This window comes from Nostoc sp. DedSLP04 (assembly GCF_034530775.1).
Taxonomy (GTDB): Bacteria; Cyanobacteriota; Cyanobacteriia; order Cyanobacteriales; family Nostocaceae; genus Nostoc.
Map to the genome: position 1 here is coordinate 69,748 of NZ_JAVRCL010000025.1, position 18,624 is coordinate 88,371.

Here is an 18,624-nt window from a genome sequence, read left to right on the forward strand (position 1 = left end):
TAATTAGCTTTACAAGAATAGAGAATATGGGTTCCCTTTTATACTCTTCGTCTCAAACTGCTGATATATACCCGGTGTCGGAATTATTTTTGCGTCATCGTCTCCAGGTAGTGGAAGAATTGTGGGAGTCAGTTCTCCGGCAAGAATGCGGTCAAAATATGGTAGACTTGTTGCGTGAGTTGCGCGATCTATGTTCGCCAGAGGGACAAGCAACAAATGACCAAGCATCCTCAGCCGTAAAATTAATTGAACAACTAAATATCAACGAAGCAATTCGCGCGGCTCGTGCTTTCGCTCTGTATTTTCAGCTGATTAACATCATAGAGCAGGAATACGAACAACGGCAGCAATTGAGTCGTTATGAAGCAGAAACAGAGGCTATGGAGCCGGAAACACCGTCTAATGTTAACTATTCCTCCAATCAAAGAGAAGATGATGCGCCTGTTAGCAAGGGAATAGCAGCAGCCTTCCTGAAAAAGAATTATCTCGAAAAGGCGCAAGTCAAACCAAAAGGTACTTTTGCTGCCTTGTTTCCCTATTTATTCAAACTGAATGTACCACCCCAGCAAATTCAACGTCTAATTGCACATCTGGATGTGCGGTTAGTTTTTACAGCGCATCCGACGGAAATTGTTCGTCATACCATCCGGGATAAGCAGCGACAGGTGGTACAACTTTTGCAAAAACTGGATACCTTGGAAAATCACTCTGGGAGTACGCCAGGAGCATATCCTTGGGAAGCAGTAGATGTCCGCGAACAATTGCTCGAAGAGATTCGCCTGTGGTGGCGTACAGATGAACTTCACCAGTTCAAACCCACAGTGCTAGATGAAGTAGATTATGCCCTGCACTACTTCCAAGAAGTTTTATTTGATGGCATTCCCCAACTGTATAAACGTTTCAAACACGCTCTATCCAATACCTTTCCTTGGCTTGAACCACCGAGTAAAAACTTTTGCTCTTTTGGCTCATGGGTAGGCTCAGACAGAGATGGAAACCCATCAGTCACACCTGAAATCACCTGGAAAACAGCTTGCTATCAGCGCAAAATGGTGATCGGGAGATATATTCAGTCAGTGAAAAATCTGATTGAATTGTTGAGTGTGTCGATGCACTGGAGTGATGTTTTACCAGACTTACTGGAATCTCTAGAATTGGATCAGTCCCAATTGAGTGAAGTCTACGATGCACTGGCACTGCGTTATCGACAAGAACCTTATCGGCTCAAACTGGCTTACGTACTGAAACGGCTGGAAAATACTCGCGATCGCAATCTCGCTTTGTACAATCGGGAAACGCCAACAAATCAAGACAGTCCCCTATATCGTTCGGGTGCCGATTTTTTAGCAGAACTGCGGATGATTCAGCGCAACTTAACAGAAACAGGTTTAAGTTGTCGAGAATTAGAAAATCTGATCTGTCAAGTAGAAATTTTTGGCTTTAACTTGACACAGTTAGATATCCGCCAAGAATCATCCCGCCACGCCGATGCGCTCAATGAGATTCTGGAATACCTGCAAATATTACCCCAACCTTACAACGAACTATCCGAGGAGCAAAAAGTTGCTTGGCTTACAGGCGAACTGCAAACTCGCAGGCCATTAATTCCCGCAGAATTGCCATTTTCCGAAAAAACCAACGATGTAATTGAAACCTTTCGCGTCGTGCGATCGCTCCAACAAGAATTTGGTCTGAACATCTGCCAAACTTACATTATCAGTATGTGCCGCGACGTGAGCGACGTGTTGGAAGTATTGCTTTTAGCTAAAGAAGCCAGACTTTTTGACCCCGCCATTGCCGTCGGAACTATTCAAGTTATCCCCCTTTTTGAGACAGTAGAAGATTTACAACGCTCTAGAAGCGTCATGCGGAAACTGTTTGAACTGCCGTTATATCGCGCTTTATTAGCCGGTGGTTACGAACAGACAAAAACAGAAGGTGCAGACGGAAATTCACCCTCCCCTGCCCCCCCTGCCTCCCCTGCCCCGCTGCTCCCCTGCTCCCCTGCCTCCTCCATCACCCCCAACTTGCAAGAAGTAATGTTGGGGTATTCTGACAGCAACAAAGACTCTGGTTTTTTAAGCAGTAACTGGGAAATTCATAAAGCTCAAAAATCACTGCAACAAATAGCAGAAAATTACGATCTAAATTTGCGAATTTTCCACGGACGCGGCGGTTCTGTGGGACGAGGTGGGGGCCCTGCTTACGAAGCGATTTTGGCTCAACCAGGTCATAGTATCAATGGGCGAATCAAGATTACCGAACAAGGAGAAGTTTTAGCTTCCAAATATTCCTTGTTGGACTTGGCTTTGTATCACATGGAAACCATCACCACGGCTGTGATTCAAGCCAGCCTGCTGCGGACAGGGTTTGATGATATTGAACCCTGGAATGAGATTATGGAAGAATTAGCAGCGCGATCGCGTCAACATTATCGCGCCCTAATCTACGAACAGCCTGATTTTGTTGATTTCTTCCACGAAGTAACCCCCATTGAAGAAATTAGTCAACTGCAAATTAGTTCCCGTCCCGCTCGTCGTCCATCTGGTAAAAAAGATTTAAGCAGTCTGCGAGCTATTCCTTGGGTATTTAGCTGGACGCAAACCCGCTTTTTACTTCCTTCCTGGTATGGCGTTGGCACAGCCTTACAAGAATTTTTGAACGCAGAACCAGAAGAACACTTGAAATTACTGCGCTACTTTTACGTTAAGTGGCCGTTTTTCAAGATGGTGATTTCTAAGGCCGAGATGACTTTGGCAAAAGTAGATATGCAAATGGCACATCACTACGTCCAAGAACTCTCAAAACCAGAAGATCAACTTCGTTTTGCCAAGGTTTTTGACCAAATTGCTAGCGAGTTCTATCTGACAAGGGATTTGGTGTTAAAAATCACCGATCACAATCGACTGTTAGATGGCGATCCAATATTGCAACGATCTGTGCAGTTACGGAATGGGACAATTGTCCCCTTGGGATTTATTCAAGTTTCACTACTCAAGCGTCTACGGCAGTCCCAAAATACTACTGCTACTTCTGGAGTAATTCATTCTCGTTACAGCAAAGGCGAATTACTGCGAGGAGCATTGTTAACTATTAATGGGATTGCTGCTGGAATGAGAAATACAGGTTGATTGGGAATGGGGCATTGGGCATTGGGAATAGGGCGTTGGGCATGGGGCATAATGACCAATGACTAATAGACTTCTTGACATTGTGGGAAAAGGGTAAAGGTATAGAATTTTCCCAAATCCAGTAACCTTTAACCTTTGCCCAAAATCTTGGCATTTGTTACTTTTGCAAAATGTCTAATGACTAATGACTAATGACAAAAAATAGAATTTTAATTTGCACTTTTTTGGCGCTGTCATCAGGTTTTTTTGGCGCTTACACCAGTGGTCAAATCACTATGATGCTGCATAGCCAAAAGTGTCAAAACCAACCTTGGGGTTTAAAGGAGATGTGCAACGCTTGGATTACACCAGGAGCAATATGGCAAGGTAGCACAACAGGACTATGGACAGGAACTATCTTAGGGGCTTTTGTTGGTGGTGTGGTGACGCGACAAGCTCGTGATTAGTAAAGAGACCACGCAGTTGTAAGGACGCAAAGCCTTGCGCCCCTACAACAAATGTGGTTCAAATACATGAAAACTTCTGTAAACGTGAGTTCGGGCAACTTTGGTGTCAGTAACGCTGGTAAAATCTACCCATAGCGAAGAAGAGTAAATCACCATGCCTACCGAAACTAACCCAGGGAATCAAACTACTACAGGAGCTGATGCGATTGATGAAGCGATCGCACAGGGAATTGATTTTGATGGTTCTCCCATTCCACCTGCCAAGCTAGAACTTTATAGTAAAGTTATGGCGCTAGAAGCCAATAGACAGCGCAGTGGTGTATCTAATACTATGCGATCGCGCATTGTACGAATTGGCGCAAAACACATTGCCCAAGCAGAACTCGACCAATTACTTGTAGATGCTGGTTTCGCACCCCTAAAAGAAAAAGAAATTGCCTTTTTTTATAGTGGTAAATAATTGTTAATTTCGTACAACAGTTTTCATTTATTTGAACCAAATATGTTCTAGGGGTACAGCAATGCTGTGCCCTCGATTCTTTACCTCAAACATAGCAAATTGCCATCGATATTTTGGCTTCTTCAGTAATTTCCCGATGAGTTGAAAAGTGTATCTTCAGCAAGATATTGTCAACTTTCTCTTGTGTTTGAATTGGCAGATGGCTATATGTACTTAAGTAATAGCTGAAAGACTTGGAAAACTCATGTCAGAAACTACGTCAAATTCAGAAATGCAATACCGAGTTATCGGCAGTACAGGAGAGAAAGTTTCCGCCATCGGATTAGGTGGTTGGCACATCGCCTTGAAGCATGTTGATGAGGAACTAGGTATCCGAATTGTTAGAACCGCGATCGATCGCGGCATCACTTTTATGGATAACAGTTGGGATTACAACGGTGGAGTCAGCGAAATTCGCATGGGAAAAGCGCTCTTGCATGGCTATCGAGACAAAGTGTTCCTGATGACGAAAATCGATGGTCGCTCTAAAAAAGCAGCAACAAAACAGCTAGACGAATCACTGCAACGCCTGCAAGTTGATTGCATCGATCTGGTTCAGCACCACGAAATCCTGCGGCACGAAGACCCGCATCGAGTTTTTCACGAAGAAGGGGCGAATGCTGCCTTGATTGAAGCACGGAAAGCTGGCAAACTCCGATATATAGGTTTTACTGGGCATAAAGACCCCTATGTTCATCTGCATATGCTGGAAGTTGCAGCCACTAACGGGTTTAAATTTGATACAGTGCAGATGCCTCTAAGTGTGATGGATGCCCACTACCGAAGCTTTGAAAAGCTGGTTTTACCAGAGTTAGTTAAACAAAACATCGGCGTTTTGGGAATGAAAAGCTTGGCAAACGGTATTCTTTTACGGTCAAATACTGTAACGCCAATTGAATGTTTACACTATGCTTTGAATCTGCCCACATCAGTTGTGATTACCGGAATTGACAGTATGGAGATTCTAGAGCAAGCTTTTGAAGCAGTGCGGACGTTCCAGCCAATGAACGACGAGCAAGTGCGATCGCTCTTAGCAAAAACGGCAGAAGCGTCATCACGCGGCGAGTTTGAGCCTTTCAAAACTTCATCAATCTTCGACAGCACTGCTCAAAATCAAGATTGGCTGGGAGAAGAACCACAGGGCATCCAGGAATTGATGTCAGCATCAAGAAAATAAACTCAATACCAATATATTTTGAATTCTAGAAACTTGATTAATGAATTTAAAATTATAAAAACTATGGAGCGATCACCACAGAAACTATAACGAAAATTGCCAAAGAACGTGAATATCTTGATATGATTCTGGTTTTATGCATTAAATAAATCCAGAATCATATCAAAATTAGCACGATTAATATTGCTAATGCAGTATTTGAGCGGATCGTAAGACCTCGCGATACGTGTGGAAACCATGAGGTTGAAGCTGATTCAGGAAGACTCAGCCTTACTTTATGTAGTACTAGAGTAATCAAGATGTATTATAAGCGTATAAATGATACATTTTAACCATCTATAAAATACTACGCCGCAGTAATCTGATTCTCTTAGGATTACTATTGTCATGAATACTACGACTTTCTCTCAACTCAAGTCACATAGTAATATTTAATACATAGTTCATCAATTATTAGCCATTCTATGCTTATCCATCAGCACAATTAATCACGGGATCGCTTGCTGTATTCTTCATGATTTGTTACAAAAGTACAAAGAACTTCTAGAGACCCAAAACCACATGTTCGGCGGACTTACTGGTTTACAAGATCCTAAAGGCACAGATTGGGGAGAGCGAATGCTCAACACAGTCGCCAGCCAAACGATTCGCCACCTGTTTAGCACGAGCGAGTCAGTAGAAGTCTTTGTGCGCTGCTATCCTTCCAGCAAGCTCTTGCAAGGCAGCATTGATAGCTTCAAAATGAGCGGCCGTGGCTTGGTGATTCGGAGAGATTTTGCGGTTGAGGAGATGTCGTTTGAAACTGATGCGGTGGCGATTGACTTCGGCTCGGTTTTAAAGGGCAAACTTAGCCTTAAGCAACCTACTCAAGCGATCGCTCAAGTAATCTTATCAGAAGCAGGCATAAACCAAGCTTTTAATGCAGAACTGGTGAAAAAGCGCTTGCTTAACCTCACCGTACCATCACTGACAGAATTATCTGGTGGAGAACCAGTCTCCTTTACAGATGTTCAGGTACAGCTATTGCCAGAAAATCGCTTACAGCTTGTAGCAAAAGCAGATTTAAATAATGGCGAACTCGTACCCCTGAACATGATTTTAACTGTAGGTATTGAAAGACGGCGGCGAGTTTCTTTCAAAGATCCGAAAATTCAACTTGACCAAGTGCCAGAAGGGCAACGGGAAATCTCGCAAACCTTGAGCGTAGCACTGGTAGAAATTTTAGATAATATGGTCGATTTGGATCGTTTTGATCTTGATGGAGTGAAAATGCGCCTCAACCGATTAGAAACTGAAGGTCAAAAAATTATTTTCAGTGGATATGCTGAAATTGAACGTATTCCAAATAGTCCTTAATCCAAAATTATAGGCAAAAAATTAAAGTATAGTGAAGCTTTAAACAAATTAAATACCGCCTAGATGATTCTAGACGGTAATTTAAATCTTTAGTTTTTGAAGAAAGTTAGGAGTTATTAATAACTCCTAACTTTTAACTTTTTATCTTCCCACACCTACATACTGGAATCCAGCGCGGATCATTGCTTCGGGATCGAGGAAGTTACGACCGTCGATGATAACGGGGTGGGCCATCAGTTTCGCCATCTTCACATAGTCCAGAGTGCTGAATTGCTGCCATTCGGTGACAAGTACTAAGGCATCACAGCCGTCAGCGAGTCTTTCGGCATCGGTTTCTACTAGCACACCAGAAAGTCCATGACGTAGACCTGTTTGGGAAACAATGGGGTCATAGGCTTTAACTTTAGCTCCCAGTCGGTTTAGCTGCTCAATTAGGTTGAGTGCTGGGGCGTCGCGCAAGTCGTCGGTATCGGGCTTGAAGGTCAGTCCGAGTAGTCCGACTGTTTTGCCTTTGAGAATTTTTAGAACTTGTTGGAGTTTTTCCAAAGCAATCAACCGCTGACGTTCGTTGACACTGACAGCAGATTTCAGTAGCTGGGCTTCATAACCATAGTCATCAGCAGTGTGAATTAGAGCAGAGACATCTTTGGGAAAACAAGAACCACCCCAACCAATACCAGCTTGTAAAAACTTGTTACCAATGCGGGAATCTAGACCAATACCTCTAGCTACTTGGGTGACATCAGCACCAACGCGATCGCAAATATTAGCAACTTCGTTAATAAAACTAATCTTAGTGGCTAAAAAGGCATTAGCAGCGTATTTAATCATCTCCGCCGAACTCAGGTCTGTTGCCAGAATTGGCACTGGGGGTAAAGATTGATCGTCAGCGTACTTGCGTTCTACAATTGGGGCATATAGTTGTTGCATTAAAGCTACTGCTCTTTGGCTATTGCCTCCTAGTACGATGCGATCGGGGTTAAAGGTGTCGTGAACTGCCGAACCTTCACGCAAAAACTCTGGGTTGCTGACTACATCAAACTCGGCTACAAATTCAGGTAATTTCTCATCACTCGGCACTCCACCTGCGGGTATCAGTGTTTTCTGCCGCTCTGCAACACCATCTAGAACAAGCATCCGCACCCAGTCACCTGAGCCAATGGGTACTGTAGATTTATTCACTATGACTTTATAACCACCGTTGAGATTTTCCCCAATCCCACGGGCTACAGCTTCGACGTAACGAGTATCACTTTCACCAGTGGGTAAAGGTGGCGTTCCCACAGCAATAAACAGAATTTCTCCGTGGGAAACTCCAGCAGCAAGATCGCTAGTAAAATGAATCTTCTCTGTTTGAATGGCAGACTGCATAATTTCTGAGAGTCCCGGCTCAAAAATTGGAGACTGCCCAGACTTCATTAACTTAACTTTTTCTTCGTTGTTGTCTACGCAAATTACATCATGCCCAATATGAGCCAAGCAAGCGCCTGTAACTAAACCAACGTAACCAGTACCAATAACGCAAACACGCATTTATTTAACTCCTCACTTATTTGGGTTTAATCTTCAAAAAGAAATTATCAATTTTACATTTAGACGCTTGGGAAAAATCAGCAACTAAATATACTAGCTACCGATGGGGTTAGCCTGCATGAAAATTTAGAGCGACGCTAGACGTAACTCAGGTGGTTGAATTATTGACATCGCTTTGAATGCGATCGCGAAAATCTTCTATTGTTAGTTTTAAACCCTCTTGTAGAGGAATGGTAGGTTCCCAATTTAACCAAGTTTTTGCCTTTGTGATATCAGGCTGGCGACGTCGGGGATCGTCCGAAGGTAGTGCCTCGAATTTAATCTGCGCGTCTGGATTGATCATATTTTGCACAGTTTGTGCCAATTGTAAAATCGTGTATTCACCAGGATTACCCAGATTGACTGGGCCAATGTAGTCGCTATTCATTAGGCGGATGAATCCTTCTACCAAATCGGAAACGTAGCAGAAACTACGAGTTTGCGAACCATCACCGTACACGGTTAAAGGATTACCCTGCAAGGCTTGAACTATAAAGTTGCTCACCACCCGACCATCATTTTCTAACATTCTCGGTCCGTAGGTGTTGAATATCCGCACAACTCGAATATCAACTTTATTTTGCCTGTAGTAATCAAATGCTAGAGTCTCAGCAATTCTTTTACCTTCGTCATAGCACGAACGTATTCCAATGGGATTGACGCTACCTCTATACTCTTCAGTTTGGGGATGAATTTCTGGATCTCCGTATACTTCACTAGTGGAAGCTAAGAAAAACCTCGCTTTCACACGTTTAGCTAGCCCCAACATATTCAGTGTTCCCATCACGTTGGTTTTAACGGTTTTAACTGGGTTGTACTGGTAATGTACTGGTGAAGCAGGACAAGCTAAATGATAAATTTGATCGACTTCTAACCGAATTGGTTCGGTAATATCGTGACGGATCAATTCAAAGTACGGATGGTCTAACCATTTCAAAATGTTGCGTTTATGACCAGTGTAAAAATTATCCAAGCATATTATTTCATGCCCAGCAGCCATTAGTCGGTCGATGAGATGGGAACCAATAAACCCAGCACCGCCCGTCACCAAAATTCTCATAGTTTCCCAGTTACTTACAAATATTTTCAGTAGCTATTGCACTTACTTTTAGATTACCCACCTTGGGCACAAAAATACAAAACAAAAAAAAATAACAAGGCTCAATCAAAAATTGTTGTTGAACTTACCTATTTTTTCACAGTTGTAGTTTTGTTATATTTTTACCTGTTTTCTTAAGAATTTAATTAGCAAAATAACAGAAATTGTTTAAAAGTTGTTTGTTGTTCAGCCGAACTTTATCAAATCTTCAAAAATATAAAGTATTTTTACGGTTATCAAGTTTTTAATTGGATACAAAAAATTAGTCGAGATGGCGTTGACACTCGCGCTACAAATATATCCAAATAATACAGATGTAAATCCCTACAGCTTATTCATTTATTAGCAATATTTTCGGAAATTTGATGCCTCCGGCGGACTATTCTAATGCAGCCCAGGTTTACTTACTTGAACTGTATTCTGCTTTACATCATACAGCAGATGTAATGCTGCTAGCCGTGGTAGACATAATTAAATTTGTGCTTTGAGTGCGTTGCGGTTCTCCAAGCATAATAATTGAGCAGGTGAGTTGTCTGGCTAACTGGGTTGTGACATCGCTAATGGCTAACCCTCCAGGACTGGTACGATTACGTATAAAAGGTAAAACTACTAAATCATATAATCTTGCTGCCTGTAAAATCGCTTGGGCAACATTTTCGTGAGCGATGATTTGAATTTCTGGGGCATTGGCTAAAGCCAATTTAGATACCAATAAGGAGAGATGCGATCGCCTCCAAGCAATTTTACTAGAACTAGTACGGCGATCGCACACATTCAGCACAGTAATGTGGCTCTGATTTGCCTGTGCTAGCAGCTGGGCAAATTGTACGGGTTGTAATGTTGGTGCTGTTAAGTTTTCTATTGGTACTAAGATCCGCTGAATTTTTTTCGGTGATTCTACTAGACGTGTCACTGCTACTGGACAATGAGATGCCCAAAGCACACCATCAATCACATTCCCAAATAAACGCGCTCGTAACCCAGTCCGTTTACCCCAACCCATAACAATTAAATTAGCCTTTTGTTCGCGAGCCGCTCTGCTAATTCCTTGAGCAAAAGCATCATCGATTCGCAGCATTGGTTCTGCGGCTACGCCCAAGGTTCGACTTTGTGTCGTGGCTTTATTCAATAACCACTCACTCCGTTGTAGAGACGCTTCTAACTGGGGCGCATCCATGTGAGCAGCAGCAGTAGCGATCGCCAGGGGTATAATTTTGCCATGAGACTGACGTGCTAATAACGCTGCCATTTCAATCAAATGCTGCTGGGTCTGAGGATTATATATAGGTACGACTATAGTAAAAGCATTGTCTGTTTTTGATGCATTCTCCTCAGCTAGGGGTGGTGCTGGATCTTCATCTGGTGGGGAATTCAAACTCACAGCTATTCGACTAGTTATCAACGGCCCCAAGGTTGATGTGACCACCATTAAAACAATCACACTATGTAATACTTCTACTGGCAGCAACCCAGACTGATATCCCACTAAAGTTGCTGCTAACGTTGTACCAACCTGGGGTAGTGACAGCGACCACATCGTTAGCATTTCTTGCCATTTATAGCGGTAAACCAGTTTTGTCAACAAAGCTGCGATCAATTTACTGATAATCAAACCAACTACGACCGACAGCGTTAATTTGAGCGTGTTCAGATTATTCACAAAGGCGGGTAAATCGATCAGTAAGCCAAGGTCAACAAAGAAAATAGGAATGAACAGCACACTGCCAATAAATACCACCTTTTCTTTGACTGGGCCTTCACCCACAGCTTCATTCACTGCCAAACCCGCTAAAAAAGCACCAACAATTTTTTCTACCCCAATCAATTGAGCGCCCACAGCTGCCAGAAACACAGAAAGCAACACAAATAAAAACTTGTTTCCTTCATCGTCTCCAGACCGTTTGAAAAATTCTTTGCCTGCCCAATCAAAGCCTGTCACAACGGCCACAGAGTAAATAATTAACCAACCAGACAAAGTGAGTAGTTTCGCAAAGCTGAATGCTTCAGTATGAGAGACAGCTACACAAATGGCTAATATTAGTACTGCACCAATGTTTGTAAAAATCGTAGCTCCAATGGTGACAGTAACAGCTTCGTTGTTTATTACTCCCAAACGGCTGATTATGGGGTATGCCAAAAGGGTATAGGAAGCAAATAAAGAGCCAATTAAGATTGAAGTATTCCAGCCATAGCCGAAAATCAGCCCTACTAAGGTTCCCATGAGTAGGGGTACACTGAAAGTAAAACTAGCAAACCCAAAAGCACGACTTTTTTTCCGGCGAAACTGTTCTAAATCAATTTCTAGCCCAGCGACAAATAGCAAATAAATTAACCCAATGTCTGATAGTAGGTTAATCATGGGTGAGTCAGACTGAAAAAGATTCCAACCTGAGGGCCCAAGTACTAGCCCTGAGAAAACCAAACCCACTAATCCTGGTAATCTTAGCCGCTCAAACATGATGGGTATAACTAAGATGACCACCAGCAAAATAGCAAAGGGAACAATTGGTTCTTTGCCAAGAACTTGGGAAGTTGGTTCCAGAACAAGAACTTGTGATATTAGTTCCATATATAGGAATTGAAGGGGCTATGGTAAAACAGCGATTACCTTGGAGGCGATCGCCCGATCAATATGAATAAATAGGGAAGCCACCTGACAAAAAATCAAAAATCTTCTTAATTTACACTAACTAGGCAATTATTTAAGAATTAACTACCTACGGGTGGATTTGACTCAAAATGAATCGTAAGCGATCGTAGTCGTCTTTAAGTAGCACACTTAAACTACGTCCAGCTTTAATTAGCCATTGTCGGTCAGCTTTGCGTAACTGGTATACATCTCGAATGGCAGCTGCGGCTAAAGACTCGATTGGCGCACCATTTATACACAGCAGTGTCCGTAAAAAATCTAGTTCTTCAGTAAATTTAATGATAGCTTCTGGTTCACATCGATAAACAGCTTGATGAATTTGCGGGGGACGGGGTGGAAGATACTGATATACTCTTTGGTTATAACTTTGATTTTGCGAAGATAGTTCAAATCCCACGATCGCAGCCCTAAATTCTGTGCGGAGCATGGCAAATATTTGGGGTTGTTCCTCTCGTAAATCTTGCAAGGACAACCCTAATGCCCTCGCCCTGTGTACGGAATCTATGGGCATAGTTGTGGCATAATACACTACAGCATAAATTTGATTGCCAGATTCTTCATCTACAGAACAGACCCAACTACCAAAGGGTGGCATCGAGGGAAAGCTTAAATCTTCCGGTTCTAAACACTGAGCTAAAAATTCGGTACTAGTAGTTTCAATCACCTCCGCAATGTGGTTGGGATGGCGATCGCCAGTGGCAAACTGTGGTAGGGGGAGGCGCATAGTAATTTAGTCATTAGTCATTCGTCATTAGTCATTAGTTTTTGCCAAATGACAAAGAACAAATGACTAATGACTAATCTTATTTGGCTTTTTTACGTCCGGCGGTAGTTTCTACGAGTTCCAATTCGCTCAGACGGAAGGTAACTAATTTATCCCAGTTACCACCTTCAAATAATACGGCTACTTTGCCATCACTCACCCGTTGCACGAGTCCTTCGTAGCGATAATAGGTATCTGCGGGATTCTTAATACGAACAGTTGCTCCAGGCAGAATCATTTTTTTAGCCTCGTTTGTTTCCTTTTAATAGCTTAATACTTGTTAATAGTCATTTGTCATTAGCGAAGGACAAAGGACAAATGACTAATGACGAATCAATAATACTTCTGTTTTTGTCGAAAATTTGCTACCGATTCTACTATTCCCAAGGAAATGAAGTTGGTCAGCATTGCAGAACGTCCATAACTCATCCAAGGTAGGGGAATTCCTGCCACAGGTGCTAACCCAACAGTCATACCAATGTTGACAATCAGCTGAAACACAATCATGGACAAAACGCCAATAGCCAACAAAGAACCAAAGTTATCTTTGGCGGTTTGGGCAATATGCAGTAGACGGAAGCAAATTAAGCAGAAGACAAACAGTACTAACAAACAACCGACAAAACCAAATTCTTCCCCTACTGCGGAGAAAATAAAGTCTGTATGCTGTTCTGGTACAAAATTCAGTTGCGTCATGGGCCCCTTGAACAGACCCCATCCCCAGATTTCACCAGCACCAATAGCAATGCGAGATTGGATTAAGTGATATCCAGCACCGAGTGGATCGTGATCGGGATTCATGAATACAGTCAGACGGTCTTTTTGATACTCTTTCAAAACATGGTTCCAAGCGAAGACTCCTAATTCGCCACCCAGGATATTGAGAGTCCATGCACCGATAGCACCTAAACCAAATCGACGCCAGGGAAGAGTTTGCCAGCCTACAATAGCCATTGCAACTGACCAAACTATCCCTAATGGGCCAAAAGATAGTTCTTTGAATAAAACTATTGGTGCTGTTAAAGGCCAAGAGATACTAAACAAAATGGCGGCAACCACCGGAGAAATCATCAGAATTAACCAGCCTGGGTTAGCATTTGCCCAGTAAAGCATTCCTAAGACGATCGCACCAAATACCAGTGATGTTGCTAAATCTGGCTGTAAAAATACTAGTCCCCAAGGTATAGCGGTGATTGCCAAAACGCGGAAAACACCTTCGAGGCTAGAAGCAGTCCGCCTGTGTAGCAAAGCTGCTAATGTGATAATCATGCCGACTTTGGCAAATTCTGAGGGTTGCACGTTAAAACCGGCGATACTAATCCACCGTTGTGCCCCTTTGGCGCTAGTACCAGCAATCATCACGGCAATTAAACTGAAGTTCGTCAGTGTGTATGTTACCCAGTGCCACTGCATCAAGAGTTCGTAACGAATGCGAGATAAAAATAGGGCTATAAGCACGCCGATACCCGCTACCATCCAGTGCCACCACCAGTCAGTTACTGGCTGCTTCAGTTCCGTACTGAGAATCATCAGGCCGCCAAAAATACTAACAGCAATCGGCAAACAAAAAAGTAGCCAATCTACATGCTGCCAGGGCTTAACCCAAGACTTCCAGCGAATTTTGGGGAGCGATCGTTTTAACAACATTGTGCCAGTTTAGACTTTAGCTTTAATTGTTGGGGTTTGGGAATTGGTCAATAATCAATATTTATTCTTCCCCAACTTCTCTAATCCCTAACACCCAATTTCTAGTATTCCCAAGCTATAGCCCAGGAAGTAGATAGAAATATAAAATTTATAATTATGTCAGGGCAGCAACTGATACTTTACCAGCAATGGTAAGAGCGATCGCTATTAATGCTTTGGCTGAAGCTGAATCTGGATCGCCAACAACTATCGGTACACCACTATCACCACCAACTCGCGTGGAAATTTCTAGCGGCACACACCCCAAGAGTGGCACTCCCAATTCCGCAGCTGTTTTGGAGCCACCACCGGAACCAAAGATGTCATATTGCTTATCTGGTCGATCGGGGGGGATAAAATAGCTCATATTTTCCACGATCCCCAATACTGGAACATTCATTTGCTGGAACATCCGCAATCCCTTGCGAGAATCTAACAGAGCTACGTTTTGCGGTGTGGTGACAATTACTGCTCCTGCCATCGGCACTGCTTGTGTTAAAGTTAACTGAGCATCTCCGGTTCCCGGTGGCATATCTACAATCAAATAATCCAGTTCTCCCCACTGCACTTGATAGAGAAACTGGCGAATTACACCATTGAGCATAGGCCCCCGCCAAATTACTGGTTGATCTCGGTCAATCAAAAAGCCCATTGAAACTAATTTGACGCCGTGATTAAAAGCAGGTTCCAGGATTTCACCTGTTTCAGTAGAACGCACAGTAATTTGAGCATCAGACAAACCCAGCATGGTTGGGTCATTGGGCCCGTAAATATCAGCATCTAGCAAGCCGACTTTCGCCCCAGTTTGGGCTAGAGCCACTGCAACATTTACCGCCACGGTACTTTTACCAACGCCACCTTTACCGCTGGATACAGCAATGATATTTTTGACTCCAGAAATACCAGTGCGGTCAGGTAAACTTTTTTGCTGTGGTGTTTCTGCTGTCACTTCTATGCTGACATCTGTCACGCCTGGAAGTTTTTTGACAGCTTTCTGACAGTCTTCGACAATAAATTCACGTAAAGGACAGGCAGGGGTGGTTAACACTAAAGTGAAACTAACCTTACCACCATCAATTTTTACGTTGCGAATCATATTCAGTTCTACCAGACTTTTACGAAGTTCTGGGTCTTCCACTGGTCGCAAAATTTCTAAGACAGAGCGGGAATCGAGGACATCGTACATAAAAATTCAAAATTCAACAAAATGAATAAATACACTTGTGGGGAACATCTTAGCTATTAACTGGATGCCTTCTTAAGTAAGGTCAGCTTAGTGTTATCACTGTTACTGCCGTGATAAAACTTAGCAAATTGCATTATTACCTAATAGAATCTTAACTTTCTTTGGGCATTAGGCATTGGGAGTGCTGAGTGCTGTTAGCGGAAAGATAAGGTTTAGCCCGTGCTGAGTTAGGAGTTAGGAGTTAAGAGTTAAGAGTTAGGAGTTTTGTTTATCTCCTTGTCCTCTTGTCCCCTCATCTCCCTGCCCCCTGCTCCTCTGCTCCCTTGCTTCTTCCCCAATCCTCACTACCTAAAAATCAAAACAACTGTCATTAAGGGATTTTTTATTACCAGATACCGCTGGTAATGCCGTCTTTTCTACTGCCTCGACTAAAGATCGTGCAACTCTGTCTGCATAAGGACGGGATAAAGACCAAATCAGGGGTGATAACCAACCCCGTAACGTTACAGAATAAGATAAACAAGTACCACAAACCGTTGACTCTACTTGGTAAGTTACTCGTTCCTCTATTCCAGGAATCGCCATCACTCGGATACTCAGCATCTCTCTGGGATTGACGCGTTCCACAAAAATTCTGATGGGAATCGGCGAAAAGCGTGTTACAGCTTGAAAAATTAATCCTGGTTTGGGTACTAATCCGTGGGGAACATTAGTACTCTTAAGTTGTGGATGCCAAGAAACATCTGTTAAGTCAACCACTTTTTGCCACAGTTCATCTACAGAAGCAGAACTAATCTCTCGATATGTCCACACCAGAGAAGCGCAAAACCGACGACGTTTGCGGTGGATGAATTTGGATAACCAACCTTGCATTTTCCTAATCCTCCTCCCTAGATACTTTCTGGGAAATCTGGTATGGTGTGCAACTACGAGCAATTGCTAAATTAAAACTTTCTCAAAAATGTCCTAAACATAGCAAGCCTCGATTTGGTAAAGACCCTAACAGCCGACATCAGCAATATGGCAAAGTTCTGAGTAGACCAGTCAAATCCTTGATACCTCAAGCTTAAGACTAAAATTTAGTCTTTATACCAGAATATTCCAATTCAGAATTTCAAAAAAAATTAATTCAATATACAAGCCTATACGCATTTGAGGGAAAATAACTCTAGTGATGCCCATCAATCGGATAAATGCCTAACCCAGGAAGAAAAAAGCGGGTTGGGCAAATAAAGCTAGATTGTTGGCGCTTGTTTCCCTCAAATTTTAAAATGAAAAATTTGTGGCTTTCTGGAAATTGTAATTTAGGTTCGGGAATCTATGTTGACCAACTCGCAAACACCAACTGTAGAAGCAGAATCATCAAAGTCTTTGCCAGCACCTGATGCCCAGACTAGGGTCAGTCAGTTTATGAAACAACTGCAAGACGAAATTACCGAATCATTAGCGAAACTAGATGGTGTGGCTAAATTTAATGAAGATAGTTGGGAACGCCCAGAAGGAGGGGGAGGGCGATCGCGCGTACTGCGAGATGGTGCAATATTTGAACAAGCCGGTGTAAACTTTTCTGAAGTTCAGGGTTCCCATTTGCCACCTTCAATTTTAACCCAACGCCCAGAAGCCGCAGGGCATGGCTTTTATGCCACAGGGACTTCAATGGTATTACATCCTCGCAATCCTTATGTGCCCACAGTTCATCTCAATTATCGCTACTTTGAAGCGGGGCCAGTGTGGTGGTTTGGTGGCGGTCTAGACTTGACACCTTATTACCCCTTTGCTGAAGATGCGGCACATTTACACAAAACATTAAAGCAAGCTTGCGACCAACACCACCCAGAGTATTACCCGGTGTTTAAGCGCTGGTGTGATGAATATTTCTATCTCAAGCATCGTGATGAGACACGGGGTGTCGGTGGTCTATTTTTTGATTACCAAGATGGCCAAGGTGCTTTATACCGCGGCCCAAATCCCAGTGGGGAAGCTGCCATTTATAGCAACCAGGTGGGAACACCAGCAACCCGTAATTGGGAAGATTTGTTTGGCTTTGTACAAGGCTGTGGCAGAGCATTTTTACCAGCTTACGTACCAATTGTAGAACGGCGACATGGGATAGAGTATGGCGATCGCCAACGGAATTTTCAACTCTACCGCCGAGGACGGTATGTAGAATTTAACTTGGTTTATGACAGAGGTACTATTTTTGGTCTGCAAACCAATGGACGCACCGAATCAATTCTCATGTCCCTACCTCCTTTAGTGCGCTGGGAATATGGCTATCAACCGGAACCCAATTCCCCCGAAGCCGAGTTGTATAAAACCTTCCTTAAACCTCAAGATTGGATCAACTGGACACCACATTAATTGGGCATTGGGCATTGGTTATTAATTCTTTATCCCTCACTTCCTCATCTCCCCCACCTTTCTCATCTCCCTATGTCCCATGCCCCATGCCCTATTCCCAATGCCCTATTCTCCACTATTTTGGTGAGTTATAACTACTAAAGTTAAGCACTTAGCCGAAAAAGGTGACAAATTTAGCTATAGCTTGTTAATCTCAAGTGACAGCATTAGAAAATTCTGTCACCAGTTAATCTTAAAAGGAATGCCACGGGGAGGGCTTTAGTGATTCATATAGACCAAAAAACTTATACAACCCAAGACGGAAACACCGTTATCGTCTTGACACCATCAGGCCGTCTGGATATCACCACTGCTTGGCAATTTCGCCTGAAGTTACAAGAGTGTATTTCCAAACTCAGTCGCCATGTGGTTGTAAATCTGGCTCAGGTAAATTTTATTGATAGTTCTGGTCTTACATCTTTGGTAGCTGGAATGCGTGATGCTGATAAAGTCAAGGGCAGTTTCCGCATCTGTAATGTACATCCAGAAGCCAAACTCGTGTTTGAAGTGACGATGATGGATACTGTTTTTGAAATCTTTGAAACAGAAGAGGAAGCTTTAGAAGGTGTACCTCGTAGCATTGCTAGCTAAAAAACAGTTAGAAGTTAGGAGTGAGGAGTGAGGAGTGAGGAGTGAGGAGTTAATTCAAAATTCATAAC

At 42.9% G+C, this 18,624-nt stretch carries 15 protein-coding genes; 7 read left to right on the forward strand and 8 right to left on the reverse strand.

Going from position 1 to position 18,624, the window contains the following annotated elements:
- Positions 1-26 precede the first annotated feature (26 nt).
- The 5 genes from RMX89_RS16315 to RMX89_RS16335 all read left to right on the forward strand — a co-directional run bounded on the left by RMX89_RS16315 (position 27) and on the right by RMX89_RS16335 (position 6,609).
- A complete protein-coding gene (locus RMX89_RS16315) occupies positions 27-3,131 on the forward strand; it encodes a phosphoenolpyruvate carboxylase (RefSeq protein ID WP_322689626.1) in 3,105 nt (1,034 codons plus the stop codon).
- 191 nt (positions 3,132-3,322) lie between these two features.
- Complete coding sequence (locus RMX89_RS16320; RefSeq protein WP_322682201.1) at positions 3,323-3,577, forward strand: hypothetical protein; 255 nt, start codon at positions 3,323-3,325, stop codon at positions 3,575-3,577.
- Between the two features lie 154 nt (positions 3,578-3,731).
- Positions 3,732-4,037: a DUF4090 family protein gene (locus tag RMX89_RS16325; protein ID WP_322689627.1), complete on the forward strand. Its 306-nt coding sequence runs from the start codon at positions 3,732-3,734 to the stop codon at positions 4,035-4,037.
- Between the two features lie 244 nt (positions 4,038-4,281).
- A complete protein-coding gene (locus tag RMX89_RS16330; RefSeq protein ID WP_322689628.1) occupies positions 4,282-5,253 on the forward strand; it encodes an aldo/keto reductase in 972 nt (323 codons plus the stop codon).
- Positions 5,254-5,814: 561 nt separating this feature from the next.
- On the forward strand, positions 5,815-6,609 hold the full coding sequence (locus tag RMX89_RS16335; protein WP_322673253.1) for a DUF2993 domain-containing protein: 795 nt from the start codon (positions 5,815-5,817) through the stop codon (positions 6,607-6,609).
- A gap of 141 nt (positions 6,610-6,750) precedes the next feature.
- On the opposite strand, the gene RMX89_RS16340 is transcribed toward RMX89_RS16335, so the two are convergent.
- The 8 genes from RMX89_RS16340 to RMX89_RS16375 form a co-directional block, all read right to left on the reverse strand.
- Positions 6,751-8,142 (reverse strand): UDP-glucose/GDP-mannose dehydrogenase family protein, encoded by a 1,392-nt coding sequence (locus RMX89_RS16340; protein WP_322673254.1) that lies wholly within the window; start codon positions 8,140-8,142, stop codon positions 6,751-6,753.
- Positions 8,143-8,290: 148 nt separating this feature from the next.
- Positions 8,291-9,241 carry a UDP-glucuronic acid decarboxylase family protein gene (locus tag RMX89_RS16345; RefSeq protein ID WP_322689629.1) on the reverse strand — a complete coding sequence of 317 codons (951 nt, stop codon included), beginning with the start codon at positions 9,239-9,241 and terminating at the stop codon, positions 8,291-8,293.
- Between the two features lie 469 nt (positions 9,242-9,710).
- The gene (locus tag RMX89_RS16350) at positions 9,711-11,849 is read right to left on the reverse strand and encodes a cation:proton antiporter (RefSeq protein ID WP_322689630.1); all 2,139 of its coding nucleotides are present in this window, start codon (positions 11,847-11,849) and stop codon (positions 9,711-9,713) included.
- A 148-nt stretch (positions 11,850-11,997) separates the two neighbouring features.
- A complete protein-coding gene (locus RMX89_RS16355; RefSeq protein WP_094351696.1) occupies positions 11,998-12,654 on the reverse strand; it encodes an HAS-barrel domain-containing protein in 657 nt (218 codons plus the stop codon).
- A 79-nt stretch (positions 12,655-12,733) separates the two neighbouring features.
- Positions 12,734-12,931, reverse strand: a complete 198-nt coding sequence (locus RMX89_RS16360) for an NAD(P)H dehydrogenase subunit NdhS (protein WP_322673257.1) — start codon at positions 12,929-12,931, stop codon at positions 12,734-12,736.
- A 95-nt stretch (positions 12,932-13,026) separates the two neighbouring features.
- Positions 13,027-14,340: a rod shape-determining protein RodA gene (rodA, locus tag RMX89_RS16365; protein ID WP_322689631.1), complete on the reverse strand. Its 1,314-nt coding sequence runs from the start codon at positions 14,338-14,340 to the stop codon at positions 13,027-13,029.
- A 154-nt stretch (positions 14,341-14,494) separates the two neighbouring features.
- Complete coding sequence (locus RMX89_RS16370; protein WP_322685435.1) at positions 14,495-15,565, reverse strand: Mrp/NBP35 family ATP-binding protein; 1,071 nt, start codon at positions 15,563-15,565, stop codon at positions 14,495-14,497.
- A 348-nt stretch (positions 15,566-15,913) separates the two neighbouring features.
- The gene (locus RMX89_RS16375; protein ID WP_322673260.1) at positions 15,914-16,438 is read right to left on the reverse strand and encodes an SRPBCC family protein; all 525 of its coding nucleotides are present in this window, start codon (positions 16,436-16,438) and stop codon (positions 15,914-15,916) included.
- A 447-nt stretch (positions 16,439-16,885) separates the two neighbouring features.
- On the opposite strand from RMX89_RS16375, the gene hemF reads away from it, so the two are divergent.
- Together hemF and RMX89_RS16385 are read left to right on the forward strand one after the other, a co-directional pair.
- Positions 16,886-17,926, forward strand: a complete 1,041-nt coding sequence (gene hemF, locus RMX89_RS16380) for an oxygen-dependent coproporphyrinogen oxidase (RefSeq protein WP_322689632.1) — start codon at positions 16,886-16,888, stop codon at positions 17,924-17,926.
- 261 nt (positions 17,927-18,187) lie between these two features.
- The gene (locus tag RMX89_RS16385; protein WP_094351701.1) at positions 18,188-18,556 is read left to right on the forward strand and encodes an STAS domain-containing protein; all 369 of its coding nucleotides are present in this window, start codon (positions 18,188-18,190) and stop codon (positions 18,554-18,556) included.
- Positions 18,557-18,624: the final 68 nt, after the last annotated feature.